Raw genomic sequence first — 23922 nt, forward strand, 5'->3', positions numbered from 1 at the left:
CACGACTCAGTGTCGCAGCCCGCACGATGTGAGCACGGCGGCGATGTGGTCGTCGTAGTCCCGGTCGCGCCATGCGGTGACGTGACCGCGCGGGCGCCAGGTGATCGACGGCTCGTCCCAGTGCCGCCAGAGTTGCGCGGCGCCGCGCGGCGGGGCGATCGCGTCGACCTGCCCGGCCACGATGTGACGCCGCTCGTGCGGGACGAGGCAAGGTCCGGCCAGCGGCGACACCACCCGATGCACCAGCGCTGACCGATCGTCGTGCAGCTGGCGGTGCAACCGGCGCTTGGCGGGTGTTAGCGGCGCCGCCGCGGCCAGCGACGCGGCCAGGTCGCTGGTCGGCACGACTGCGATCAGGCAGGCGAGGTCGCCGTCCAGCGTCGACAGCAGGCTGACCACGTAGGCGCCCAGCGACACACCCAGCACGCCGACCTGTGGCGCCTGCTGGTCGTCGCGCAACCATCGCAGCAGCCGGCGGACGTCCCACACCGCTTGGGTGAGCCCCAGCACGTTGTTTGTCGCGAAGATGTTGGAGGCGAACTGCTGGTAGGGGGAGAAGCCGCAGGCGCGCGGGCCGTGCTTGGGGAGTACCGGGAGGGCGACGTTGATGCCGAGCTCCTCGTGCAGGCGCCGCACGCGCAGCATTTTGACGTCCGACGACCGTCCCATCCCCTGTCCGTGCACGGCGACGAGCCACGGCCGCGGTGGGCCGGGGTGGCGGAGCAGCCGGACCGGCACCCTCTCGTCGGCGCCGTCATGCAGCCAGCGCTCGGCACCCGGTTCGCCCGGTGCGGGCCGCCAGCCGCTGTCGAACCACGCGAGCTCGACCCCGTGCGGTAGGCGCTGTAGTGACACGTCGTCGGGCGCGTGCGGGGGCGGGTGCCGGCGCGCCAGGTCGTCGAACCAGCCGGCGTCGCGGTAGTACCCGACAGCGTGGTCGAGCTCGGCCGATGCCGCCGCGTAATGCTCGGCTGACCCTAGTGAGGACAGCAGCGGCATCGGGCCCGCGATCATGGCGTCGAGGGCGGCCGCCACTGCGAGGCCGACCGACGGCTGCGGAACCGGCACGCCCTCGCGCGTGGTGATGCCGCGTCGGGCAGCGGTCACCGCCCGCGCGACCTCGCCGGCGCCGGCCACCCCGGCCGCCGCCAAGGGTGCGGCCGCGACGGTCAGACCCAGCCGGGTCGACCGTCTCACCGCTGAGCTCGCTGGGCAGTCATCGGTCCTCCGCCATAGCCACGTAGCAGAATAATCTTCTCGTTATTAGAGAATGATATTACCACCTGTCCCGAGCGGTCCGCGGCGTGCTTGGTGCGCTCGGTCTGCGAATCTGAACCCGTGCCTTCGTCGACCACCGTGGATGACCTGCTGGACCGGCTGCATGTCGTGGCGCTGCCCATGCGGGTGCGCTTCCGCGGCATCACCACCCGGGAAGTGGCGCTCATCGAGGGGCCGGCGGGCTGGGGGGAGTTCGGCGCGTTCGTCGAATATGGACCGCCCGAGGCCGCGCACTGGCTGGCCTCGGCGGTCGAGGCCGCCTACAGCGAGCCGCCGCCGGTGCGACGCCACCGGATACCCATCAACGCCACCGTGCCCGCCGTCAGTGCCGCCGAGGTGCCCGACGTGCTGGCGCGCTTTCCCGGCGCGGGTACCGCCAAGGTGAAGGTCGCCGAGCCCGGACAGTCCCTGGCCGACGACGTCGAGCGGGTGAACGCGGTCCGCCAACTGGTGCCCATCGTCCGAGTCGATGCCAACGGCGGCTGGAGCGTGCCGCAGGCCGCGCGGGCCGCCGCGGCCCTGACGGCCGACGGTGCGCTGGAGTACCTCGAACAGCCCTGTGCGACGGTGCCCGAGCTCGCCGAGCTGCGTCGCCTGGTCGAGGTGCCGATCGCCGCCGACGAGAGCATCCGCAAGGCCGACGACCCGCTGGCCGTGGTGCGTGCCGGCGCCGCCGACATAGCGGTGCTCAAAGTTGCTCCGCTGGGCGGCATTTCGGCGATGCTGTCGATCGCGGCGCAGATCGACATCCCGATCGTGGTGTCCAGTGCGCTGGATTCGGCAGTCGGTATCGGCTACGGCCTGACCGCCGCCGCGGCGTTGCCGGAGTTGTGTCATGCCTGCGGTTTGGGCACGGGCAGGTTGTTCCTGGACGACGTTGCCGACGTAGTCGAGCCCGTCGACGGCTGCCTTCCGGTCGGCCCGGTGACGCCGGACCCGGCGCGGCTGCAGGCGCTGGCCGCACCGCCGGAACGCCGGCAGTGGTGGATCGACCGGGTCAAAGACTGCTACCCGTTGCTTGTACCGTCGGTCGAGTGATCAACCTGGCTTACGACGACAAGGGGACCGGTGAGCCGGTTGTCTTCATCTCCGGGCGGGGCGGCGCCGGCCGGACCTGGCATCTGCACCAGGTGCCGGCATTCCTGGCGGCCGGATATCGCTGCGTCACGTTCGACAATCGGGGGATCGGCGCCACCGAGAACGCCAGCGGCTTCGTCACGCAGACCATGGTCGCCGACACCGCGGCGCTGATCGAATCGCTGGACCTCGGGCCCGCCCGCATCGTCGGGGTGTCGATGGGCTCGTTCATCGCCCAGGAGCTGATGGTCGTTCGCTCCGAGCTGGTCAGCTCGGCGGTGCTGATGGCCACCCGCGGCCGGCTGGATCGCACGCGGCAGTTCTTCCACCGGGCCGAGGTCGACCTGGACGCGTCCGGTGTCGCGCTTCCGGCCACCGTGGACGCGAAAAACCGCCTGCTGGAAAACTTTTCGCGCAAGACGCTCAACGACGACGCCGCCGTCGAAGACTGGATCGCGATGTTCAGCATGTGGCCGACCAAGGTCACGCCGGGCTACCGCTGTCAGCTCGATATCGCCCCGCAGACCAATCGGCTGCCGGCCTACCGCAACATCGCCGCGCCGGTGCTGGTAATCGGTTTCTCCGACGACGTGATCACGCCGGCCTATCTGGGACGCGAGGTCGCCGACGCGCTGCCCAACGGGCGTTATCTGCAAATCCCCGACACCGGGCATCTCGGGTTTCTGGAGCGGCCGGAGGCGGTCAATGCCGCGATGCTGAAGTTCTTTGCGGGGGTCAAGGCCTAGCGCCGAACTCAGACCGGGTTGAACTTGTCTACCAGCCAGGTGCCCTTCACTTTGGTCATACTCACCAGAGCCGAACTTGCCGCCACCGCAGGCTCCGTTTTGTCTTTGCTGGTGGTCGATTGGTTGACGAAGACCAGGATCGCGGCCGAGTCGTTGGTCAGGCTTTGAACCCCGGCTCGCGCAACCGTCGCGGAAGTCGTGAGTCCCCTATCCCGAGCACTGGGTGCGATGGTCTGATTGAAGAACTGGTCGTAATAGGCTAGGAAATCTCCCGTGAGGCACGTTTTCGCCGCAGCGAAATCGCGGTCGAGGGTGCCGGGCGAATAAGTCAGAATTTTGACTGTGCAGCTGGTCGCGGCTTGGATTGCCAGCGTTAGATCGGCGGGCTGATCGGCGACGGGTGGTGGTCGGCGACTCTTGGCCTGCCACTGCCAGTCGCCGACGAATGCGGCGGCAAGCGTTACAGCGGCCAGCATGACGACGAGCACCCACCAGGCGGCCCGTTTCACGGCACGAACTCCACTTTGGAAACTTTGTAGCCGGTGCCGATGTGCTCAACTTTCAACCGCAACCGCCAATTTCGGGGATCCTGGTTTGCGCCGGAACTATTGGTGACTTTCGATGTTGCGGCGACAAGAACGTAAGCTGACGTACCCTCGAACGATTCGAATGCGGCGCCGTTAACGGTGCCTTGACTGTCCACTTTGGAGTCGATCACCGACTGGGTGAAATCGGCTCTGCGATTTGCGAAGTCGTTGAGGAATTCGCCGGTCGAGCCGTCGATGATGCGCTGAATGTCACTGGCGGCGGACTGTGAGTTCAAACTGGTCAGCCAGACGGTGAACTGCTTGGCGTAGTCGACATACGGTTGCCACTGCGGCGTCGCGGTGGACGCCTGCGCCCGCGGACGCAAAACCTGCGTCGCCGCGAAGCTGACCGCGCCGAGCAGCAGCACCGCTAGCACCAACGGCACCACGATCGCCGGCCACCGCACCCGGGCCGGCGCGGGATATGGCGCCGGCTGCCAGGGCGGCGGTGGCCCCGGCTGCCAGGGAGCCCTCGGGTGTGGCGGTGGCTGATCGGGCACCGGCCACGGCGCGGCGGCCCGGGGCGCCGGCTCGACCGGCGGCCACACCGGCGCCGGCTGCGTCGCCGGTTGACGCTGCGGCGCAACATCCGTCGCTGCCGCGGCCGCCAGCGCCTGCGCGAAATCCTGACATCGCGCATATCTCTGCGCGGAATCCTTGGCCATCGCCTTGGTCAGCACCGCGTCCAGCGGCGCCAACTCGGGGCGGTGTTCGGCCAGCACCGGCGGCGGGGCGGTGAGGTGTTTGCCGATGATCACCGCCGCGTTGGAGGACTCGTAGGGTGCAACGCCGGTCAGCAGGTGAAAAGCTGTGGCGGCCAACGCATATTGGTCCGCGCGACCGTCCAGCGGCTGGCCCGTCAACTGTTCGGGCGCCGCGTAGGCGATCGATCCGACCGTCACGTTGGTTGCCGTCAGACCGCTGATTTCGTCAGCGCGACGGGCAATTCCGAAGTCCGCCAACAGGATTCGCTGTTGATCGGTCTGCGCTCCGGTGAGCAGGATATTGGCCGGTTTGACGTCGCGATGCAGCAGGTTGCGCTGGTGTGCGTAGTCCAGCGCGTCGGCGACGGCGGCAACGATTTCCAGCACTTGTCGTTGCGGCAGCCCGCCGGAGCCGGCTTCCTGCAGTAAGCGTGCCGCGTCGGTGCCCTCGACGTAGTCCATGGTGATCCACAGCTGGTCGTCGAACTCGCCGCGGTCGTGCAGACCGACGATGTGCGGGTGCCACAGCGTGGCCGCCAGGTCGGCCTCGCGGTTGAACCGCTGCCGGAATTCCGCGTCGCCGGTGAGCGACGCGGGCAGAATCTTCAGCGCTTCTAATCGCGGCAGCCTGGGGTGCTGCGCCAGGTACACCTCGCCCATGCCGCCGGAGCCCAGCAGGCGCAGAATCGTGTAACCGGCAAAGACGTCGCCATCGCGTAGCGGCATGACAGCAAATCCTACTGACTGCCGGGCGCCAAATTCGGCCCCGCACGGCGTAGGGCGCCGATGTGACACCCTGTAGTAGTGAATCCCTCGACGACTCAGGCCAGCATCGTCGTCGACGAATTGATCCGCGGCGGGGTCCGCGACGTGGTGCTGTGCCCGGGTTCACGCAACGCGCCGCTGGCCTTCGCGCTGCAGGACGCCGACCGGTCCGGCCGGATCCGGTTGCATGTGCGCATCGACGAGCGCACCGCGGGGTTTCTGGCCATCGGCCTGGCCATCGGGGCGGACGCGCCGGTGTGCATCGCGATGACGTCGGGCACCGCGGTGGCCAACCTGGGCCCGGCGGTGGTGGAGGCGAACTACGCCCGGGTGCCGCTGATCGTGCTATCGGCCAACCGGCCCTACGAACTGCTGGGCACCGGGGCCAACCAGACCATGGAGCAGCTGGGCTATTTCGGCACCCAGGTGCGCGCGACCATCAGCCTGGGCCTGGCCGAGGACAGGCCCAGCAGCATCGCCGCGCTCAACGCGACGTGGCGGTCGGCGACCTGCCGGGTGCTGGCCGCCGCGACGGGATCGCGCAGCGCCAACGCCGGCCCGGTGCAATTCGACATCCCGCTGCGGGAGCCGCTGGTGCCCGATCGTGAACCGCACGGGCCGGCGACCCCGGCGGGCCGTCCCGACGGAAAACCGTGGACCTACACCCCGCCGGTGACGTTCGACCAGCCGCTGGACATCGACCTGACGCCGGACACCGTCGTCATCGCAGGGCACGGCGCGGGCGTGCACCCGAACCTCGCGGAATTGCCGACCGTCGCCGAGCCCACCGCGCCGGCCCCGGTGTCCGGCGGCAACCCGCTACATCCCCTGGCGTTGCCGCTGCTTCGGCCCAAGCAGGTCATCATGCTGGGCCGGCCGACCCTGCACCGTCCGGTGTCGGCGTTGCTGGCCGACGCCAAGGTGCCGGTTTTCGCGTTGACGACGGGACCGCGCTGGCCCGACGTATCCGGTAATTCGCAGGCCACCGGCACCCGTGCGGTCACCACCGGCACCCCCGACCCGGCCTGGTTGCGCCGCTGCGCGGAGCTGAACGCAAAAGCGCTGGCCGCGGTGCGCGGGCAACTCGCCGATCATCCGCTGACCACGGGACTGCACGTCGCCGCCGCCGTCAGCGACGGGCTGCGCCCCGGGGACCAACTGGTGCTGGGCGCCTCCAACCCGGTGCGCGACATGGCGCTGGTCGGGTTGGACACCCACGGCATCCGGGTGCGCTCCAATCGCGGTGTCGCCGGGATCGACGGGACGGTGTCCACCGCGATCGGGGCGGCGCTGGCCCACGAGCGGGCCCACCACGGGCGCACCGTCGCACTCATCGGGGACCTCACGTTCGTGCACGACAGCTCCGGGCTGCTGATCGGGCCCACCGAGCCGGTTCCGCGGGATCTGACCATCGTGGTGTCCAACGACAACGGCGGCGGCATCTTCGAGCTGCTCGAGCAGGGCGACCCGCGCTTCTCCGACGTGTCGTCGCGGGTGTTCGGCACCCCGCACGACGTCGACGTCGGCGCGTTGTGCCGCGCGTACCACGTGGAGAGCCGCCAGATCGAGGTCGACCAGCTGGCGCCGGCGTTGAGCGAGCCGGCCGGCGGGATGCGGGTGCTGGAAGTGAAAGCCGACCGCTCGTCGCTTCGGCAGCTGCATGCCGCCATCCGGGCCGCCTTATGAAGTCCCCGAAATCCTTGCTGCACATATTGATTCACGGCACCAGCGACCAGCCGCCGCAGACCCGGCCGCGGATTGTGGTGCGCTGGGTGCGTATCGGGGTGCTGATCGTCACGCTGCTGGTGACGCTGCAGTCGGTGCTGTTGGTGGCGGGCGCTTTCCGTAATGACCTGGCGATCGGCCGCAGCATGGGGGTGGCGCAGGCCGAGGTGCTCAGTGCCGGCCCGCGGCGCTCCACCATCGAGTTCGTCACCCCCGATCGCGTCACTTACCGGCCGGAGCTCGGCGTGCTCTACCCGTCGGAGTTGGCTACCGGAATGCGGATTTACGTCGAGTACAACAAGAAGGATCCGAACCTGGTCCGGGTGCAGCACCGCAACGCCGGGCTGGCGATCATTCCCGCCGGGTCCATCGCGGTGGCGGCCTGGCTGCTGGCCACCGGGGCACTGATCGGGCTGGCGGTTCTGGACAAACGGCTCAAGCACTAGATTTCGCGTCGAGTATTCCCCGGCGCAACCTTCCCGACAGGCGGCACTGCGACGGTGGTTGGCGTGCGCGTTGCAATCGTCGCCGAATCGTTCCTCCCGCAGGTGAACGGTGTCAGCAACTCGGTGATCCGGGTGCTTGAGCATCTGCGGCGCACCGGTCACGAAGCATTGGTCATCGCGCCGGACAACCCACCGGGTGAGCCGCGGGCCGAACGCCTGCACGACGGTGTGCGGGTGCACCGCACGCCCTCGCGGATGTTCCCGAAGGTGACCACGCTACCGCTGGGCGTGCCCACTGTTCGCATGTTGCGGGCGCTGCGCGGCTTCGACCCCGACGTGGTGCACCTGGCTTCACCGGCGCTGCTCGGCTACGGCGGGCTGCGCGCCGCGCGCCGACTCGGCGTGCCGACGGTGGCCGTCTACCAAACCGACGTACCGGGTTTCGCCGCGAGCTACGGCATTCCGACGGCCACCCGGGCAGCCTGGGCGTGGTTCCGGCACCTGCACGGTCTGGCCGACCGCACGCTGGCGCCGTCCACCCCGACCATGGAAGTCCTTGCTGCGCAAGGCTTTCCACGGCTTCACCGGTGGGGCCGCGGGGTCGATCTGCTCCGTTATGCGCCGTCGGCCCGCGACGAGACGCTGCGACGGCGTTGGTCGCCGGACGGCAGGCCGATCGTCGGATTCGTCGGCCGGCTGGCCCCGGAGAAACACGTCGAGCGGTTGGCGGCGCTGGCGGCCGACGGCGGGGTCCGTCTGGTAGTGGTCGGCGACGGCGTGGACCGCGCCAAGCTTCAATCACTGCTGCCCACAGCGGTTTTCACCGGCGCACTCTACGGCGATGAACTCGCCGCGGCGTACGCCAGTATGGACGTCTTCGTGCACCCCGGCGAGCACGAGACGTTCTGTCAGGTCGTGCAGGAAGCGCTGGCGTCGGGGTTGCCGGTTATCGCCCCCGACGCCGGCGGCCCACGCGATCTCATCGCGCCGAGCCGCACCGGCCTGTTGCTGCCGGTCGAGGAGTTCGAAGCGCGGCTGCCGGGCGCGGTGGCCTATCTGCTGGCCGACCGGCCACGCTACGCGCAGGCGGCCCGGCGCAGCGTGCTCGGCCGCAGCTGGCCGGTCATCTGCGACGAGCTGCTCGGGCACTACGAGGCGGTGTTGTCACCTGCGGTGAGGGCACGCACCGCGGTGTGGCGCACCCGAAGGGCCTGAGGGCGCTTCAGGCGGCCACGGTAGCGTCGGCACCGTGAGCAGAGCGGACCTGGACAAGAACCCCCGAGACGTCGCGTCGATGTTCGACGGTGTCGCGCGCCGCTACGACATCACCAACACCGTGCTCTCCTTCGGTCAGGACCGGTACTGGCGCCGGGCCACCCGGTCCGCGTTGCGCGTCAAGCCCGGCCAGCGGGTGCTGGATCTGGCTGCCGGCACGGCGGTGTCCACGGTCGAGTTGGCCAAGTCCGGGGCGTGGTGCGTGGCGGCCGACTTCTCGGTCGGCATGCTGGCCGCGGGCAGCGCCCGCAACGTGCCCAAGGTCGCCGGGGACGCCACCCGGCTGCCGTTCGCCGACGAGGTGTTCGACGCGGTCACCATCAGCTTCGGGTTGCGCAATGTGGTCGACTTTGCGGCCGGGCTGCGTGAGATGGCGCGGGTGACTCGTCCCGGGGGCCGGCTGGTGGTGTGCGAATTCTCCACTCCCACAAACGGGTTGTTCGCCACCACCTATAAGGAGTATCTGATGCAGGCGCTGCCGCGGGTGGCGCGGGCGGTGTCCAGCAACCCCGAAGCCTATGTCTACCTTGCCGAGTCGATCAGGGCGTGGCCCGACCAGGCGGCGCTGGCGCAACAGATCGCGCTGGCCGGTTGGTCGACGGTGCGCTGGCGAAACCTGACCGGCGGTATCGTCGCCCTGCACGCGGCCTACAAGCCGCTGCGCTGAGCGGCTCAGATCAGCGGCTTGCCCCGCCGGATGCGCCGTCGGACGTCACTCATCAGTACGTGGCTGCCGCCCTGCCGGATGGCCTTGGGCAGTAGCCGGTTGACGAAGGAGACGAACAGGAAGAGGTGTTCGAAACGCCGGCGGTCGACGTCGGTCCACTGGTAGCCCATCGCCTCGCGGAACACCGGTGCCAGCGAGCCGATGGTCAGAAACCTCAGCAGCGGTCCGAACATCACCCGTAGCAGCGGATTGACCATCTTCAGTCGCACCAGGTCGTCGAGGTAGCCGCGCACCGCGTCGTCGATGTGGATGCGCTCGCAGGCGGTGTTCCAGTAAACGTCGAAACCGGCTCGGGTGGCGGGCCATTGGTCGGCGGTCACCTGCAGCGTGGTGCCCAGCGGCATGGCCGAGGCGTAGAAGTGCTCGGCCTGCTCCTCGGTCATCTTGCCGTACAGCAACTGGTAGGTGTCCTCGAAGCCGATGAACAGGCACGCCGCCACCCACATCTGCAGTTCGCGGCTGAACCCGTTGTACTTGACCGGGCTGTCCGGGGTTGACCGCACCTGCCGGTGCGCGACGTCGACGGCCTGGCGGTAGGCCTTGCGCTCCTCGTCGTCGCCCAGGATGGCCACGGCCAGGTACTGGGTGGTGGTGCGTGCCCGCTTCCACGGGTGGTCGGTCAGCCGGCCAGACGTGACCCGGCTCTCCATCACGCCGTATCCGACTGCAGGCCAGGACAATTGCATGATGACGTTGGCGGCCGCGCCGGCGAACGCCCAGAAGTCCAGCGCATCGGTGAGGTCCACCAGTTTGGAGTTCCAGCGCGGGGTGCGCTGGGTGATCTGAATCCGGGTCTGGGCAGTCGTCAGTGACGGCTGGTACGGCGTTTCGGCGAGGTGGCGGGCGGCCATCGGGAGTTCCTTTCGCTCAGACGGTTTCGACGTCGTTGACAATCCAGCGGTCGCCGCTGCGGATCAGCGTGACCACCATCCGGTACTTCTGGCTGTTGCCTTGCGGCGCGGTGACATTGGTGACGTGCTGGTCGACGAACCCAACGACGACGGCTGAGGAGTCGCCGAGGTGTTCAACCGTCACATGGCTGGCGGTGGCCGTCGCGACGCCCTTGCTGGTGACTACGATGTCGCGCAGCGCCTTGACCATCTCGTCGTACTTGTGGGCGAATTCCGTGGTGGAACCCGCGGTGATGGTGGCGCGATTGGCGTCGAGGTCCTGGTAGTTGAAGGCGGCCATCGCCTCCAGATAGCCGCGGGTGGTCGAAACCGCCTGCTGCGCAAGCTGTTCGGTGTGCCGATGCTGGTAGAAACTCCACGACAGCATGGCCGGCGCGGCAGTCGCGGCCAGCGCCGCCGCGACGAGACTCATCCGGCGCAGCCGTCGCCGGCGGGAAGGGGTCGACGGGGCCTCATCTGTTGCGTCCGAATCGGTTTCATCCTCGGCCGGCTTGTCCAGTGTCAGTACCGCACCGTGTTCGGAGTCGTCGGCGGCCTCCGCCGCTTCGTCGATCGGGTCAGTTAAGTTGTCAGTGGGGTTCATCGAAGTTTCCTCTCAGAATGGCCCGCCACCGGTAGACGATCTCGGCCAGTGTCGGGATTTTGATGGGGTCTTTGACCACCGGGGGACCGATGGGGGAACCGGGGATCTGCGAGTTTTCCATGCCCAACTCGTCGGGTCGCGGCGCGTTGACCGCGCCGCGCATCAGCATGTCGTGCGCCGGCGGGCAATACATCACCAGGTTGGGTTCAACCGGGCTGACGTCTCCGATGGTCCGCCGGTTGACGTCGTAATTGCACACCGGCCCCTGGGTGGCGATCAGCGCGAAATCGGCCCGGTCGCCCTTCACGATCGAGGCCAGGTCGCGCAGGCCCTTCGGTATCGACGTCAGTCCGGTCTGCAGCGAATCGGTGCGATCGGAGATCACTGGGACCACCGCGGCCAGGTTGGCCAGGGTGGCGCCGAAAGTGCCGCCGTAGGTGTCCAATACGTGTTGCAGCGAACCCATGATCGCCGGCGAATGATCGGTCAGATAGAGAAAGACCGGTCCGCTGGCGTCGAGCTGGGTGGCCAGGTGCGCGCTCGCCCGCATCCCATTGACGAACGTGGTGCGCTGGGCGGCCATCGCCGTCACCAGTGCGGTGGTGCCTTCGATCAGTGGTTGCAGTCTGCCGGACTGGGCGCGGATCCGTCGGGCGATGTCGGCGCCGTTGTCGATCAGCGCGGCCATGCTGGGGCCGAGCCCGCCGAACGCGTCGGCGAGTTCGGTGCCGACGGCGCCGACGGTGGCGGGATCGATGGTCTTGACCAGCCGGGCGGCGTCCTGCATCACCCGGTCCATCTGCACCGGCTGGCGGTCGGCGGGCGCGGCGATGACGTCGCCGGAGGCCAGGTATGGGCCTCCGTCGTGCTGCGGCAGAATGTCCACGCTCTGGATACCGGCGGCGGTGCCCATGCCGACGGTAAGGATGCTGTCGCGGGGAATCCGGGTCCGCGGGTCGACGGCGATGCGCACCTTGGCCAGCCCGTCGGCGTCCAGTGTCACCGATTCGACCGTGCCGACCTGCACCCCGCGCACGGTAACGCTGGTGCCCGGGGTGAGGCCGAATGCATCGGCCATGGTGGCGGTGAGCAGGATCGGCGTCCGAAAGCCTTGTGGGCCGGCCACATAACGGATGCCGAAGGGAATCACGATTGCCGCGATCAGCGCGAAGATCGCCAGCTGGATGATCACCAGGCGTTTCATCGAAGCCCGCCCGACAGGAAGCCTTCCAGGCCGTACGGAGCCGGGGTGGGCGTTCCGTTCACCAGCAGTCCGCCGGTGAGGATCTTGTCGATCGTCCCGGGGATGTCCAGCGCACCGTCGAACATCAGGTAGTCGCCGTGGACGGACTTGCCGAATTTCTCCAGGAAGTCGTTCATGGTCGCCAACGTCGCGCCCAGTCGGTCGTTGTACATCCCCAGGGTGGTGATCACCCGTCCCGCGTCGCCGACCATCGCCGCCAGGTCGGTGGCCGAGAGCACGTTGTTGGCTACCGCGGCCAGCGCGGTGGTGGAGGAGAACAGCGAATTCAGTTGCGCACGTTGAACGTCGAGTATGGCGACCACACGCGGCACCGCGTCCAGATACCCGGTCACGACTGACTGGTCGTGCGTGAGCGAAGCGCTGACGTCGGCCGCCAGACTCATCGCCTGCTCGAACTCGTCATGATGGGCAACGGCTTTGGCTGCCAGTGCGCTGAATGTGTGCACCAACGTCCGGATCTTGTCGGATCGACCGCCGAACGCCTTGTTCAGCTCGGTGACGATGGTGGTCAGCTGGTCGATTCCGCTGCGGCTGAGCAGTGCTCCGAAGGTGGCCAGCGCGCCCTCGATCTGGGGTCCCACCTCGGTGCGGTTGGACGGGATCACGTCACCGTCGTCGAGCACGGCGCCCGACGGCTGCGTCGGCGCGCTGAGCCGGACGAACGGATTGCCCAGGGCGGACGGGAGTTCCACGCGCGCCACACTGTTCTTGGGCAGTCTGGCGTCGGTCTGCAGACTCAGTTGTACCGATGCCCCCGCGGCGGCCATGCTCATGGATTTGACTCTGCCGATCACTCGTTGGCCGTTGCGCACGTCTGCACCGATGGTGATGCCGTCGGCGGTGGGCAGCAGCACCGTCACCGTCATCGCGGTGCCCGGAGCGTCGCGGCCCAGCGGCAGATCCTGGATGCCGGCATCGGAAACTCCGTACAGCACAACGGCACCCAGGCCGGCGGCGCAACACAGCGCGGCGGTGGTCGCGGTCGGTTTAGCCATGCGCGCTCACCTCGGGTATTTCGGGTTCGGCGGCGGCGATTGACCGGTGACGGCGGTGATGAACCCCAACGGATCCGACCGGCTGATCGGGTAGGAGACCGGGTTGGTGATTCCGGCGCCCGTGCACATCGGCAGCAGGTAGGTCTCGCAGAAATGCTGGGCGGCGGCGAACTGGGTCAGCACCGTGGACACGTTGAGCCGGATCCGCCCCCGACGGTCCGGCCCGACCGTCGCCGACAGGTTCTGCATCATCAGCGGCACCAGGTCCATGAATTCGGCCAGCGCGGGGCGTTTGGCCGTCAGCACCTCACCGACGGCGTTCAGGTTGGCCGCCACCGCGCCCAAGTCGTTGCCGTGGGTGGCGGTGAAGGTGTTGACCTGGTCGAGCACCACCTTCAGATCGTTCATCGAGCCGGTGATGTCCGGATCCTGATCGGCCCAGCTCTGTCCCAGCTGGCCGAGTTGTTCGACCAGCGTGTTCAACGACACCTGGCGCCGCTCGAACGCGTTCGTCAACGCGGTCAGATTGTCGACCAGGGCGCCGATGTCCTCGGCTCGGGCACCCAGCACGCCGGTGGCGGAGCTGAGGTTTCGAATCGCGGCGTTGAACTGCTTGCCTTGGCCGCGCCACTGTTCGGTGCCGCGGGCCAGCACTTCACCGAGGTCGCCCTGCTGCGGGCCGAGCGCCGCGGTCAGGGTGTTGAGGCTGCCGAGCATGCTGTCGAACGTGATGGGCGCGTGGGTGCGCTCGGCCGGGATGACGTGTCCGCTGCGCAGCGTCGGGCCGCTACCGCGGTACGCCGGACCGAGTTCCACGCTGCGGTCGCTGATCAGCGCGGGGCTGACCACGTAGGCGTCCACTTCGGGAGGTAGCGCGACGTTGCCGGGCAGGCTCATGCTGACGCGCACCGTGGTGCCTTGTGGATGTACGTCGGTGACACGTCCGACCGGCACGCCCAGCACGGTGACCTTGCTGCCGGGGTAGATGCCGTTGACGTAGTTGAAGTCTGCGTGCACGGTGGTCGAGTTGTCGGTGTGGCCGAAGGTGAACCACGCTGCGGCCAGCAGCGCTGGCACCGTTGCGGTTAGCACCGCCCAACGCCGGCCGTTCATCGGCACTCCCGTTGAATGTTCAACGCGCACAACAGGTTGTCCGGCATCACCAGGGAGGGCGAATTGACGTCGGCCCAGTTGCCGGTGCCGGTCGCGTTGACCACCGCGCGGATCGCCGGTGGCATCTTCAGCAGGATCGCGTCGATCTTGTCCGCGTTGGACTTCAGGGTCCCGGTCACCCGGGTCAGGCCGGCGGTAAGCGCCTGGAAGTCAGACTGTTTCGCGGTGTATACCGTCGACAGCTGCGCCAGGACCGCCCGCAGGTTCGCGGCGATCCGGGTCAGCGCCTCGCGGCGGGCGGCCAGGGCGGCGACGATGTGGGCGGCGTTGCCCGCGGTGTCGGCCAGCGTGTCGGTCTGGCGCGTCAACAGCTCCGACAGCGAGCGAAAGACGCGCAGCATCTGGTCGACCTTGTCGCCGTTGCGAGCGAAACCGGCACTGGCCGCGCCGATTCCGGCGAGCGCGGCGCCGAGCTCCTCGTTGTCGCCGGGCATCGACGCGATCAGGGTTCGCATCGTCTCGGCCAGCGTGCGTTGCTCGACGCCGGATGCGGACTCCTCGGCTTTGCGCCCGACGTCGTCGAAGCTGTAGGGCACCGTGGTGCGGGACAGCGGGATGAGCGTGGCGCTGTGCGGGTCGACGGTTCCGGCGGGCATCACGTCCAGGAACCGCTTACCCAACACGGTGCGCAGTCGCACCGTGGCGGTGGTCTGGTTGCCCAGTGCCTGACCGTTGTCCAGCCGGAAGGCGACGCGGACGTGATCGCCTGCCAATTCGACGTTTTCCACCCGTCCGGCCGGCACGCCGGCCACGTACACCGGTTCACCGCTGCTCAGTCCCGCTGCGTTGGCCAGTTCGGCCGCGCAGGCATCGGTGCGCGCGTAATACCAGACACGCGGGATGCCGATCGAGATCAGCATCGCGGTGATCAGCGTGAACGTTCCGATCGAGCCCAGCGCCAGCGGGATCGACGGATTGTGGCGCCGCTTGTCGACGAACAGGAAGATCACCACACCGACGAACAGGTCGATGAGTTTGACCAGGACCATCACAGGCACACCTCGGAATGTCTGCGGCCGAAGATGTTCGCCTCGTGCCGGGAGATCTTGATGGTGAAGTTGCACAGGTAGAGGCTGACGAAGCCGCCATAGCTGGTGGTGTGGTTGATGGCGTCACCGAATTGCGGCAGGTTGCCCAGCAGTCGGGTGAACTCGTCGGTGCTGGGCTCCCAAGTGTCCAGCATCGTCTTGAGTTCGCTGACGCTGGTGGCGTACGCGGCACCCGAGGCTGCCACCGTGTTGCCCAGGGTGGCCAACACCGCGTTGCCCTGGTCGATCAGCAGCTCGAGTTTGCCGCCGTCGGCGACGGTGGAGGTCAGCCGGTGCAGGCCGTCGAGCAACTCCTCGAGCCGGGGTTGGCGAACCTTGACCGTCTGGACCAGTGCGGCGAGGTTGTCGATCAGCCGGGCGAACACGTCGTCTCGGGTAGCCAATGACGTTGTGATGGTGGCGATCTGGGTGATCAGCGTGGCCAGCGTCTGGGTTTGGCCGCTGAAGGTCTCGACGAAGCCGCGGGTCAAGGTGTTCACCTGCGCGGGCTGCAGCGAGTCGAAGAGCGGTTTGAACCCGTTCAGCAGTGCGGTGAGGTCCACCGCGGGAGCGGTCTGGCTCAGCGGGATGACCGCACCGGCGCCCAGCGGCTTGGTCTCGTTGCCGGTGGACAGTTTGCTGATGCCGCCGTCCGGGTCGGACAGCGCGACGTATCGGGCGCCGAGCATGTCGCCATACCGTACTGCAGCCGTAACATGTTGGGAGAGAGGGTAATTGGATTGGACCTCGACTCCGACGTCGGCACGTCTGGTGCCGTCCCCGTTGGGGGCCGAGCGGATCGAGTCGACTCGGCCGATCCGGACGCCGTTCATGGTGACCGGGTTGCCGACGTTGAGACCTTCCACGCTGCTGAACTCGACGACGTAATGCACGGTGGGCCCGTGCACGGGCGTCGACAAGGTGTTGACCACCAGGACGGCCGATGCCACCCCGGCGGTGACGAACGTGCCCAATTTGGCCAGGGCGGGTGATTCGATCTTCATCCGAGCCGCACCTCGGTGCCGCGCACCAGGGGTCCCAGCATCAGTACCGTCGCGATGCTGGGCCGCGTCGAGGGTCCGCCGCCCAGTAACCGGTCCTGCAAGACGGTGAGCGCGTGCGACTGATCCTCGGCGTCAACGACATTGGCCGACGGCGCGACGTGTGGTCCGGGCTGCCCCGCCGCGTCGGCCGGCAGATGGGGGTCGGGCAGCACGAAGGGCGTCACCGGCAGGTCGGCGCGCGGAAGCTGGTAGGGATCGGTGGAGCGTGGCGGAGCCGGGCCGTCCGGCCCGGCTTCGGCGCAGTGCGCGCCGCGGCTGAGCCCGTAGACCGGGCAGTCCTGCTCGGTGTAGGGCATCGGCCCGGCGAAGGTGCCGACGGCGGTGATGCTGAACTTTCCGGTCGCGAAGACCCGTGCTGCGCCGGCACCGAAAGCCTGTGCGCCGGCCAGAGTGTCGAGCAGGCCCACGGGCTGGGCGCCCGCCGTCGCGAGGATTTTCCCGGCGGAGTCGACGACGGTGATGAGCTGTTCGCGGTGGTCGGCCAGAAATGACGTGAACACTCCGGCGAAGCGGGCCAGTGCGTCGGCGGCGCGGCCGATGTTCTGCCGGTCGTCTGCCATCCTGTTGGACACCGAGGTGGCCGCGGCCAGGGTCTTGACGATGTCGGGGGTGGCGGTGTGCAGGGAGTCCAGCACGGCGCGGAATTGCGGTGTGGCATCCAGAAACGCGGTCAGCGACGGAGTCAGGACGCGTGCGCTGTCGCTGAGATCGTCGATCATCGAGCCGATCTCGGTTCCGCGGTCGCGCAGAGCCTGACTGATCGCGGCGAGGGCGACCTGCATGCGCTCCGGCTTGATCTGCGAGAACAGCGCGACCACCTTGGTGAACACGTCGTAGAGGGCCATCGCGTCGGCCCCGGTGTCCATGGCCACCTGGTGGCCGCGGGACAACGGCTGGGCCGACCGCCGTCCGGCATCGACGAGTTGCAGGTAGATGTCGCCGAAGAAGGTGCGCGGAACGACGCGCGCCACCACTGAGTCGGGAATCTTCGCCAGCATGTCGTCCCGAATCGCCAAGCGCACCTTCGATGTTTCGGTGCCCGACTCGATATCGGCGATCCGCCCCACGTTGACGCCGTGATAGCGCACCGGTGATTGGCTGGTGATCATGCCGGCCGATACCGGTACTCCCACGAAGACGTCGGTGCTGCGCTCGAGCCGGCCGGAGGCCCGCGCGACCAGGAGCGTCCCCACACCGATCGCGACGATTACGGTGACCAACCCGCGCAGCGCGAGTTTCAGCGTCGTCCACCGTGTCGATCGTTGCCGGGCCATCACACGCCCATCCCCGGGATCTGCGGCACCAGACCCCACAGCGCGAAAGTTAGCAGCACGTCGAGCACCCCGACCGCGAGGATCGCGGTGCGCAGTGCCCGGCCGGCCGCCTCGCCGACGCCGACCGGGCCGCCGGATGCGAAATACCCGTAGGTGCAGTGGACCATGGCCACCACCAGCGCGAAGACGATTGCCTTGACGCCGGAGTAGGCCAGGTCGCGGGGACTCAGCGCGAGGTGGAAGAAGTAGTCGTAGGTGCCGGGCGATTCGCCGTTGAACACCACTACCACGGTTCGGGTGGACAGGTAGCTGGCGAGTAGGCCGATCATGTAGATCGGGATCACGCATACCGCCGAGGCCACCACCCTGGTGCCGACCAGGAACGGCACCGAACGCAGCGCCATGGCGTCCAGGGCGTCGATTTCGTCGGAGATCCGCATCGCTCCGATCTGTGCGGTGAAGCCCGTTCCGACCTTGGCGGCCAAGGCGATAGCGACCACCACGGGCGCCAGTTCGCGGGTGTTGGCGATCGCGGCCAGCATGCCCGACAGCGTGTTCATGCCGATCAGGTCCAGGCCGCGTTGGGTTTCGACGCCCAGCATCATCGCGGCCGCCAGCGACATGGCGAACACGATGCCGATGGTGCCGCCGCCGGACAGCAGTGAGCTGGTTCCGAAGGTCACCTCACCGATCTGGCTCAGCGTGTGCTTTCGGTAGCGGGTGATCGTATACGGAAGCGACGCAAGCACTTTGACGTAGAAGCTGACATGTCGGCCGACGACGGCCAGTCCCTGGTATGCCGCGTGCGCGGGTAGCAGGTAGCCCCGGTGCAGAGTTGCGGTCACCGATAACTCCCGACGGCGGGGACCGCGACGGTGTAGAGCGCCGAGAGCGTGGTGTTGAGAATGAACACCAGCGCGAACGCGATGACGACGGTTTCGTTGACAGCGTCGGCCACCCCGCGGGGCCCGCCCTTGGCGTGTAGGCCTTTGAACGTCGCGACCAGCGTGGCGGTGAGGCCGAAGACGGCCGCCTTGATCAACGCCATCACGAAGTCGGAGACCCGGCCGTATTGGCTGAACGTCGCGAGAAACGTTCCGGCGGGCAGATGTTGGACCCCGATGTGGTAGCCGTAGCACGCCAGCACGCCGCCGAGGGTGACTATCGAGCACAACATGACGGCCACCAGCACCGCGGCGATCAGGCGCGGGCCGACGAGCCGCTCGACCACGTCGAGTCCCATCACCTCCATGGCGTCGATCTCCTCGCGGATCTTGCGGGAGCCCAGATCGGTGCAGATCGCCGATCCGGCGACGCCGGCCATCATCAGCGCGCACACCAGCGCTGCGGCCTGGCCGACGATGATGAACGCGACCACCGCACCCGAATAGCCGCCCGCACCGATCCGCCCGGCCAGCTCGCCGACCGACACCGCGATGAAAACGCCGATCGGCATCATCAACAGCAGCGAGGGGCCGGTGCACACCCGGCCGATGAACAGTGTCTGATTGACCACCTCCTGCACCGCGAAACGACGGCGCAGCATCGCGGCGACGACACCGACGAACGCCTCGACGGCGAAGCCGATGATGTAGCCGCCCTGGGACATTACGTCACGCAGCGGGCCTTTCGGGGACGGCAACTCGTAGGTCATCCGCTTCCTTCTGGGTTGGCGCTACGGTCTCGACGTGTGCAGCATGTCACAGCCCTCATCCCGCCGCAAGAATAAGTTAATGATGGTTCTGTCATCGTGAATGCCGCGAAATTGACGAGTTTCCGCCACTTAACGCCGGAATACCTGGAACAATCCGGCCGGACAACGGGCCTGTACTTTGCAGCCGGTTCGCCAAATGCCGACAAAGTACCAGTTCAACGACTTTTACCGGCTAGAGTCCGGTCGAGACACAGGAGCGAATCATGGTTAACTTACCCGATGCAGCGGTATGGCCCGGTCGCCACCCCGTCCATCACCGGCGTCCATGCCCTTCACATAGCCGCGTTCGCGTCCGCGGCCTGTGCCGGAGGTGTCCAGACCATCGATGCGATACCACCGCGAAACGCCGACGACAATCACCCGCATTTGCTGGAACAAGCATTAACTTATCTGCGTGGCACGCGCGCAGCAAACTGGGCACCAGATGTCACGACGGTCGGTGCTCGCCGCCACGGCCGCAACCGCTGCCGCTGCCGCGCTGTCCGGCACGGTGCCCGCCGGCCGCGCAGCCACCAATAAGTCGGTCGCCGTTTTCGGGGCCGGTGTGGCGGGGCTGACCGCGGCCCACGAACTCGCCGAACGCGGTTACGCCGTGACCGTGTACGAGCGGAAGGCTCTGGGCGGCAAGGCTCGTTCCATTCCGGTGCCCAACACCGGACCCGACCCGCTGCCGGCCGAACACGGCTTCCGGTTCTTTCCCGGCTTCTACCGCAACGTCCCCGATACCATGCGGCGAATCCCGTTCGCCGGCAACGCGAACGGCGTCTGGAACAACCTGACGCGGGCCACCTCGTACCTGCATTCGGGAATGGGTCGCGCCGATCTGACCATCCCGCTGCCGTTTCCGTTGCCCACCATCCCGAATCCGATCACCCCGAAGGCCTTCATCGAATCCGTTACCACCGTCTTCCAGACGCTGTTCCGGCTGCCGTTGTGGGAAGCCGCTTACGCCGCGCAGAAACTCGCGGTCTATGTGACCAGTTGCACCGAGCGCAAGCTCGGCCAATGGGACAATATGACCTGGTCGGACTATATCGGTGCGGACAAGAGATCGGCCGAGTACAACCGTTACCTGGCCGACGGGATCATCCGTAACCTGGCGGCATCGAAATCCAAGGATGCCAGCGCCCATTCGATCGGACTGGTGGGCGAAGCCTCGGTCTGGTCGATTCTGCTGTTCGGCAACGATACCGACTGCAAAGGATTCGACCGGGTGCTCAACGGCCCGACCAGCGCCCAGTGGTTAGATCCATGGATTGCCCATCTCACCTCCATGGGCGTGACATTCAGAGTGGGGCAAGCGCTTTCACGCCTGAATCCGAACGGCAACCACATCGCGTCGGCCACCGTGACGGACGTGAACGGTCTGCCGCAGCCCGTAGTGGCGGACTGGTACGTCTCGGCGATCCCGTGTGAGAAGCTCGCGGCGGTGCTCACCCCGGACGTCATCGCCGCCGACCCGGGGCTGGCCAACGTCGCGCTGTTGCGTACCGAGTGGATGAACGGGCTGATGTTCTACCTCAAGGAGCGCGTCGACGTCACCAAAGGCCATGTCAACTACGTCGACTCGGGCTGGGGTCTCACCTCGATCAGCCAAGAGCAGTTCTGGAAACGCAGCCTCACCACCTACGGCGATGGCACCGTCAAAGATTGTCTGTCCGCGATCATTTCGGATTGGAGCACGCCGGGCAACTTCAACCGCAAAAGTGCGCGGCAGTGCACGCCGACCGAGATCGCGCAGGAGGCGTGGGCGCAGATCAAGGCGCATCTGAGCGACACCGGTCATGTGGTCGACGACTCGATGCTGCACTCGTGGTTCCTGGATCCCTCGATCATCGACTCGGGTACGCCCAACGTGCGCAACGACGAACCGCTCTTCATCCAGGATCCCGGCTCGTGGGGGCGTCGCCCCAATGCGGTCACCGGAATCGACAACCTGTTCCTGGCCGGCGAATGGATCCGGACCGACCAGAACGTGACGACGATGGAAGGTGCCAACGAGGGCGGTCGCTACGCCGCCAACGGCGTGTTGCAGGCCTCCGGTTATTCGGGGCAAATGGTGAATATTGTCAAGCTCTTTCAGGCGCCGTGGTGGGAGCCGATCAAAGCGGTGGACCAGGCCCGGTACCGCAAAGGGTTGCCGAACGCTCTCGACATCCTGGACACCCGCCGGCCGGGACAATAGTTCCACCGGCGCGACCGGTCGTCGCCGCACTGCCGTAGAGTACGGCTATGTCGACGTCCCCCGCTCTGGGAACAGAGCGTCGGCGGCGTCCCCGGGATCGCAAGGAGCAGATCGCCCGCGTCTCGGCGGAGGCGTTCAGCGAGCTTGGCTACCACGGTGTGAGCATGGAACTGATCGCAGCGCGGGTGGGTGTCACCGCCGCGTCGCTATATCGCCACTATGCCCGCAAATACGATCTGTTCCGGGAGGCGGTGCTGGCGCTGGGGGAGCAGCTGGTGGAGTGCACGGCTTTCCTCGACGACGAATACGGCGACCGCGACGATCCCGAGGAGATCTGGGATCATGTTGTGGCACAGCTGATTAGCACAACACTGCGGAACAGGAGCAGCGGCGGACTGTACCGGTGGGAAGGGCGCTACCTCAAGCCTGAAGACCAAGAGGTGCTCAACCAGCAGATCAAATTGGTGAATCGCAGGCTGCAGCGACCGCTGTCCCGGCTACGGCCCCAACTGAAGTCGCGCCAGCGCTGGACGTTGTCCTCGGCGGTGCTCAGCGTCATCGGCAGCATCACCGACCACCGGGCGCAGCTACCCGACGAGCAGACGCACAGCACGCTGACGCGGATCGCGCGGGCGGTGCGCGACGCCGACCTGCCCGACGACGAGCCTGGCGGCGACGGGGCGGCAAAGCCGTCCGTCGCGCTGGCCGCCGGTGAGTACGAGCAGATCCTGCACGCCGCGATCATGCTGTTCAACGAGCGGGGATACCGCGAGACCGGGATGGACGACATCGCCGCGGCCGCTCATCTGCCGACCACCAGCCTGTACCGCTTCTTCAGCGGCAAAGGTGCCATCCTGGCCGCCATCTACCGCCGTGCCGCCGACCGCGTTTCCAGTGATCTGTCCGAGATCCTGGGGTCCACGGACAACCCGACCGACGCGGTCACCGAGTTGATCGCGGCCTACGTCCGGCGTTCCTTCGCCCGCCCCGAGCTCGCCTACGTCTATTACGCCGAACGCAGCAACGTGCCGCCGGAAGAGCGAACCGCGCTGCGCAGCATCCAGCACGCGACGGTCGAGGCCTGGGTGCATCAGGTGCACCTCGCCACGCCCGAAATCCCAACGGAGGAAGCGCGATTCGCCGTGCACGCCGCATTCAGCCTGGTCGTCGACCTGGGGCGGCTGATGCAGTACGAGAACACCGAGATATCTCGCGCGGTGGTGTGTCATCTGCTGCACACCACCCTGTTGGGGCAGGCGCCGAAAGCCGCCACAGCGGCTCGTCGCGGACGAGCCCGGCAATCCCGCCGTTAGCGCCCAGCCTGCTGCAGGAAGCCCACGTGCTCGGGGCAGTAATGGTCCAGCGCGGCGCCGAGGAACTGGAAGGCCTGCCCCTGCGTGGTGCCCAGCGGCAGGTTGCGCTGCAGGAACTTGGCCGAGTCGTAGGCGGTGTGGTCGACGTTCCGGTCGATCCGCTGGCAACTGATCTTGCCCAGCCAGGCGTTGTAGTCCTGCGGGCCGTAGATGCCGTAGGTGTGCAGCTGCGTGTTAAAGGGAGCGTCGTAGTCGTCGGCCTGGGCGGGGGCCGCCAACCCGACGGCGGCAACCGCGACGGCGACGAAACTGGCCAGCCTCGTTACCTTCATTAGACAGACTATACACCTCAGCCGTGGGCGCGATCAGCCCAGATGCGCCGACAGCAGCCAGGCGCCGACCGACCGACGGCCGTTGCCTTCGTCGCGCGCGTCGAAGCCCGGCATGCCGGGCACGTCCGCCGGGACCTGCGCGTGGATGCGTGCGGGCCGGACGTCGTCGATCACCCAGTACTTGCCGACCACCTCACGCAACTCGGCCTCGGTGACGGCGTTGACCGGGCCGTCCTCGCCCAACGCGGCCCGGTCGAAGACCAGCACGAAGTACGACGCTCCGGGGGCGGCGGCGCGCACGATCGACTGCTGATAGCCCTCGCGCAGTTCGACCGGCATCGAATGGAACAGCGTGCTGTCCACGATGGTGCCGAACCGGCCTTCCGAGCCCGCCGGGTAGGTGCCGAAGTCGCTGATGTCGGCGACCGCGAAGGTGGCGGTGGTGATTCCGCGCTGCTGCGCCTCGCGCTGGGCCAGCTCGATGGCCGTGGGTGAAGCGTCCAGCCCGACGGTCGCGTGTCCACGTTCGGCCAAGGCCAGTGAAATGGCACCCTCGCCGCAGCCGGCGTCCAGGACGTCGCCGTGGAACTTGCCCTGCTCGATCAGCACGGCCAACTCGGGCTGGGGTTCGCCGATGCTCCACGGGGGGCGGCTGCCCTCGCCGAAGCGCTCGGAGTCGCCGCGATAGGCGCGTTCGAATTCGAAGTCCGTTGGTGTGTTCATGCTCCCATGATATATCAACCAGCCTGATATATA

23 protein-coding genes are annotated in these 23922 nt (G+C 67.5%); 8 read left to right on the plus strand and 15 right to left on the minus strand.

Annotated features, from left to right (window positions below):
• Window positions 1–6 precede the first annotated feature (6 nt).
• The gene (locus MKCMC460_RS05695; protein WP_236980928.1) at window positions 7–1197 is read right to left on the minus strand and encodes a S9 family peptidase; all 1191 of its coding nucleotides are present in this window, start codon (window positions 1195–1197) and stop codon (window positions 7–9) included.
• Window positions 1198–1398: 201 nt separating this feature from the next.
• Here MKCMC460_RS05695 and MKCMC460_RS05700 point away from each other — a divergent pair, with 201 nt between their 5' ends.
• Window positions 1399–2316: an o-succinylbenzoate synthase gene (locus MKCMC460_RS05700; RefSeq protein ID WP_236983795.1), complete on the plus strand. Its 918-nt coding sequence runs from the start codon at window positions 1399–1401 to the stop codon at window positions 2314–2316.
• On the plus strand, window positions 2313–3101 hold the full coding sequence (locus tag MKCMC460_RS05705; RefSeq protein WP_236980930.1) for an alpha/beta fold hydrolase: 789 nt from the start codon (window positions 2313–2315) through the stop codon (window positions 3099–3101). The genes MKCMC460_RS05700 and MKCMC460_RS05705 overlap by 4 nt, the downstream gene beginning before the upstream one ends.
• A gap of 8 nt (window positions 3102–3109) precedes the next feature.
• Here MKCMC460_RS05705 and MKCMC460_RS05710 read toward each other — a convergent pair whose 3' ends face one another.
• Both MKCMC460_RS05710 and MKCMC460_RS05715 read right to left on the minus strand, forming a co-directional pair.
• Window positions 3110–3610 (minus strand): hypothetical protein, encoded by a 501-nt coding sequence (locus MKCMC460_RS05710; RefSeq protein ID WP_236980932.1) that lies wholly within the window; start codon window positions 3608–3610, stop codon window positions 3110–3112.
• Window positions 3607–5118 carry a serine/threonine-protein kinase gene (locus MKCMC460_RS05715; RefSeq protein WP_238305385.1) on the minus strand — a complete coding sequence of 504 codons (1512 nt, stop codon included), beginning with the start codon at window positions 5116–5118 and terminating at the stop codon, window positions 3607–3609. Before MKCMC460_RS05715 ends, MKCMC460_RS05710 begins: the two co-directional genes overlap by 4 nt.
• 78 nt (window positions 5119–5196) lie before the next feature.
• Between MKCMC460_RS05715 and menD the strand changes: the two genes are divergently transcribed.
• The 4 genes from menD to MKCMC460_RS05735 all read left to right on the plus strand — a co-directional run bounded on the left by menD (window position 5197) and on the right by MKCMC460_RS05735 (window position 9270).
• Window positions 5197–6843, plus strand: coding sequence for a 2-succinyl-5-enolpyruvyl-6-hydroxy-3-cyclohexene-1-carboxylic-acid synthase (menD, locus tag MKCMC460_RS05720; RefSeq protein WP_238305386.1), 1647 nt, complete (start codon window positions 5197–5199; stop codon window positions 6841–6843).
• Complete coding sequence (locus MKCMC460_RS05725; protein WP_236980936.1) at window positions 6840–7328, plus strand: DUF3592 domain-containing protein; 489 nt, start codon at window positions 6840–6842, stop codon at window positions 7326–7328. The genes menD and MKCMC460_RS05725 overlap by 4 nt, the downstream gene beginning before the upstream one ends.
• 63 nt (window positions 7329–7391) lie before the next feature.
• Window positions 7392–8543: a glycosyltransferase family 1 protein gene (locus MKCMC460_RS05730; RefSeq protein ID WP_236980938.1), complete on the plus strand. Its 1152-nt coding sequence runs from the start codon at window positions 7392–7394 to the stop codon at window positions 8541–8543.
• Between the two features lie 34 nt (window positions 8544–8577).
• Entirely contained in the window at window positions 8578–9270 is a 693-nt protein-coding gene (locus tag MKCMC460_RS05735) for a demethylmenaquinone methyltransferase (RefSeq protein ID WP_236980940.1), read from the plus strand.
• Window positions 9271–9275: 5 nt separating this feature from the next.
• On the opposite strand, the gene MKCMC460_RS05740 is transcribed toward MKCMC460_RS05735, so the two are convergent.
• Genes MKCMC460_RS05740 through MKCMC460_RS05785 form a run of 10 tightly spaced genes read right to left on the minus strand, consistent with a single transcriptional unit; the run spans window position 9276 to window position 19276 of the window.
• Window positions 9276–10181, minus strand: a complete 906-nt coding sequence (locus MKCMC460_RS05740; RefSeq protein ID WP_236980949.1) for an oxygenase MpaB family protein — start codon at window positions 10179–10181, stop codon at window positions 9276–9278.
• Between the two features lie 16 nt (window positions 10182–10197).
• Entirely contained in the window at window positions 10198–10824 is a 627-nt protein-coding gene (locus MKCMC460_RS05745) for a mce associated protein mas1a (protein WP_236980951.1), read from the minus strand.
• Window positions 10811–12028, minus strand: coding sequence for an MlaD family protein (locus MKCMC460_RS05750; RefSeq protein ID WP_236983797.1), 1218 nt, complete (start codon window positions 12026–12028; stop codon window positions 10811–10813). The genes MKCMC460_RS05745 and MKCMC460_RS05750 overlap by 14 nt, the downstream gene beginning before the upstream one ends.
• Window positions 12025–13083: an MCE family protein gene (locus tag MKCMC460_RS05755; protein ID WP_238305387.1), complete on the minus strand. Its 1059-nt coding sequence runs from the start codon at window positions 13081–13083 to the stop codon at window positions 12025–12027. The genes MKCMC460_RS05750 and MKCMC460_RS05755 overlap by 4 nt, the downstream gene beginning before the upstream one ends.
• Before the next feature lie 6 nt (window positions 13084–13089).
• Complete coding sequence (locus MKCMC460_RS05760) at window positions 13090–14196, minus strand: MCE family protein (RefSeq protein ID WP_238305388.1); 1107 nt, start codon at window positions 14194–14196, stop codon at window positions 13090–13092.
• Window positions 14193–15245 carry an MlaD family protein gene (locus MKCMC460_RS05765; protein WP_236983799.1) on the minus strand — a complete coding sequence of 351 codons (1053 nt, stop codon included), beginning with the start codon at window positions 15243–15245 and terminating at the stop codon, window positions 14193–14195. The genes MKCMC460_RS05760 and MKCMC460_RS05765 overlap by 4 nt, the downstream gene beginning before the upstream one ends.
• A complete protein-coding gene (locus tag MKCMC460_RS05770) occupies window positions 15245–16288 on the minus strand; it encodes an MCE family protein (RefSeq protein ID WP_236980955.1) in 1044 nt (347 codons plus the stop codon). Before MKCMC460_RS05770 ends, MKCMC460_RS05765 begins: the two co-directional genes overlap by 1 nt.
• Window positions 16285–17622, minus strand: a complete 1338-nt coding sequence (locus MKCMC460_RS05775; protein ID WP_236980957.1) for an MCE family protein — start codon at window positions 17620–17622, stop codon at window positions 16285–16287. The genes MKCMC460_RS05770 and MKCMC460_RS05775 overlap by 4 nt, the downstream gene beginning before the upstream one ends.
• A complete protein-coding gene (locus tag MKCMC460_RS05780; protein WP_370653144.1) occupies window positions 17622–18410 on the minus strand; it encodes an MlaE family ABC transporter permease in 789 nt (262 codons plus the stop codon). Before MKCMC460_RS05780 ends, MKCMC460_RS05775 begins: the two co-directional genes overlap by 1 nt.
• A 53-nt stretch (window positions 18411–18463) precedes the next feature.
• A complete protein-coding gene (locus MKCMC460_RS05785) occupies window positions 18464–19276 on the minus strand; it encodes an ABC transporter permease (RefSeq protein WP_236980959.1) in 813 nt (270 codons plus the stop codon).
• A 484-nt stretch (window positions 19277–19760) separates the two neighbouring features.
• Between MKCMC460_RS05785 and MKCMC460_RS05790 the strand changes: the two genes are divergently transcribed.
• Complete coding sequence (locus tag MKCMC460_RS05790; protein WP_236980961.1) at window positions 19761–21521, plus strand: FAD-dependent oxidoreductase; 1761 nt, start codon at window positions 19761–19763, stop codon at window positions 21519–21521.
• Window positions 21522–21568: 47 nt separating this feature from the next.
• A complete protein-coding gene (locus tag MKCMC460_RS05795) occupies window positions 21569–22834 on the plus strand; it encodes a TetR/AcrR family transcriptional regulator (protein WP_236980963.1) in 1266 nt (421 codons plus the stop codon).
• Here the strand turns inward: MKCMC460_RS05795 and MKCMC460_RS05800 are convergent.
• Entirely contained in the window at window positions 22831–23166 is a 336-nt protein-coding gene (locus MKCMC460_RS05800; protein ID WP_236980965.1) for a DUF732 domain-containing protein, read from the minus strand. The genes MKCMC460_RS05795 and MKCMC460_RS05800 overlap by 4 nt on opposite strands.
• 33 nt (window positions 23167–23199) lie before the next feature.
• The gene (locus tag MKCMC460_RS05805) at window positions 23200–23889 is read right to left on the minus strand and encodes a methyltransferase domain-containing protein (protein WP_236980967.1); all 690 of its coding nucleotides are present in this window, start codon (window positions 23887–23889) and stop codon (window positions 23200–23202) included.
• Between the last annotated feature and the right edge of the window lie 33 nt (window positions 23890–23922).

Source organism: Mycobacterium sp. 20KCMC460 (genome assembly GCF_022179425.1).
Taxonomy (GTDB): Bacteria; Actinomycetota; Actinomycetes; order Mycobacteriales; family Mycobacteriaceae; genus Mycobacterium; species Mycobacterium kiyosense.

Coding starts and splice junctions, on each gene's coding strand:
- MKCMC460_RS05800 (WP_236980965.1), bottom strand. CDS start 23,166: ATGAAGGTAACGAGGCTGGCCAGTTTCGTCGCCGTCGCGGTTGCCGCC.
- MKCMC460_RS05785 (WP_236980959.1), bottom strand. CDS start 19,276: ATGACCTACGAGTTGCCGTCCCCGAAAGGCCCGCTGCGTGACGTAATG.
- MKCMC460_RS05775 (WP_236980957.1), bottom strand. CDS start 17,622: ATGGCCCGGCAACGATCGACACGGTGGACGACGCTGAAACTCGCGCTG.
- MKCMC460_RS05715 (WP_238305385.1), bottom strand. CDS start 5,118: ATGCCGCTACGCGATGGCGACGTCTTTGCCGGTTACACGATTCTGCGC.
- MKCMC460_RS05750 (WP_236983797.1), bottom strand. CDS start 12,028: ATGAAACGCCTGGTGATCATCCAGCTGGCGATCTTCGCGCTGATCGCG.
- MKCMC460_RS05700 (WP_236983795.1), top strand. CDS start 1,399: ATGCGGGTGCGCTTCCGCGGCATCACCACCCGGGAAGTGGCGCTCATC.
- MKCMC460_RS05790 (WP_236980961.1), top strand. CDS start 19,761: ATGTCACGACGGTCGGTGCTCGCCGCCACGGCCGCAACCGCTGCCGCT.
- MKCMC460_RS05765 (WP_236983799.1), bottom strand. CDS start 15,245: ATGGTCCTGGTCAAACTCATCGACCTGTTCGTCGGTGTGGTGATCTTC.
- MKCMC460_RS05795 (WP_236980963.1), top strand. CDS start 21,569: ATGTCGACGTCCCCCGCTCTGGGAACAGAGCGTCGGCGGCGTCCCCGG.
- MKCMC460_RS05770 (WP_236980955.1), bottom strand. CDS start 16,288: ATGAAGATCGAATCACCCGCCCTGGCCAAATTGGGCACGTTCGTCACC.
- MKCMC460_RS05755 (WP_238305387.1), bottom strand. CDS start 13,083: ATGGCTAAACCGACCGCGACCACCGCCGCGCTGTGTTGCGCCGCCGGC.
- MKCMC460_RS05725 (WP_236980936.1), top strand. CDS start 6,840: ATGAAGTCCCCGAAATCCTTGCTGCACATATTGATTCACGGCACCAGC.
- MKCMC460_RS05745 (WP_236980951.1), bottom strand. CDS start 10,824: ATGAACCCCACTGACAACTTAACTGACCCGATCGACGAAGCGGCGGAG.
- MKCMC460_RS05760 (WP_238305388.1), bottom strand. CDS start 14,196: ATGAACGGCCGGCGTTGGGCGGTGCTAACCGCAACGGTGCCAGCGCTG.
- MKCMC460_RS05740 (WP_236980949.1), bottom strand. CDS start 10,181: ATGGCCGCCCGCCACCTCGCCGAAACGCCGTACCAGCCGTCACTGACG.
- MKCMC460_RS05805 (WP_236980967.1), bottom strand. CDS start 23,889: ATGAACACACCAACGGACTTCGAATTCGAACGCGCCTATCGCGGCGAC.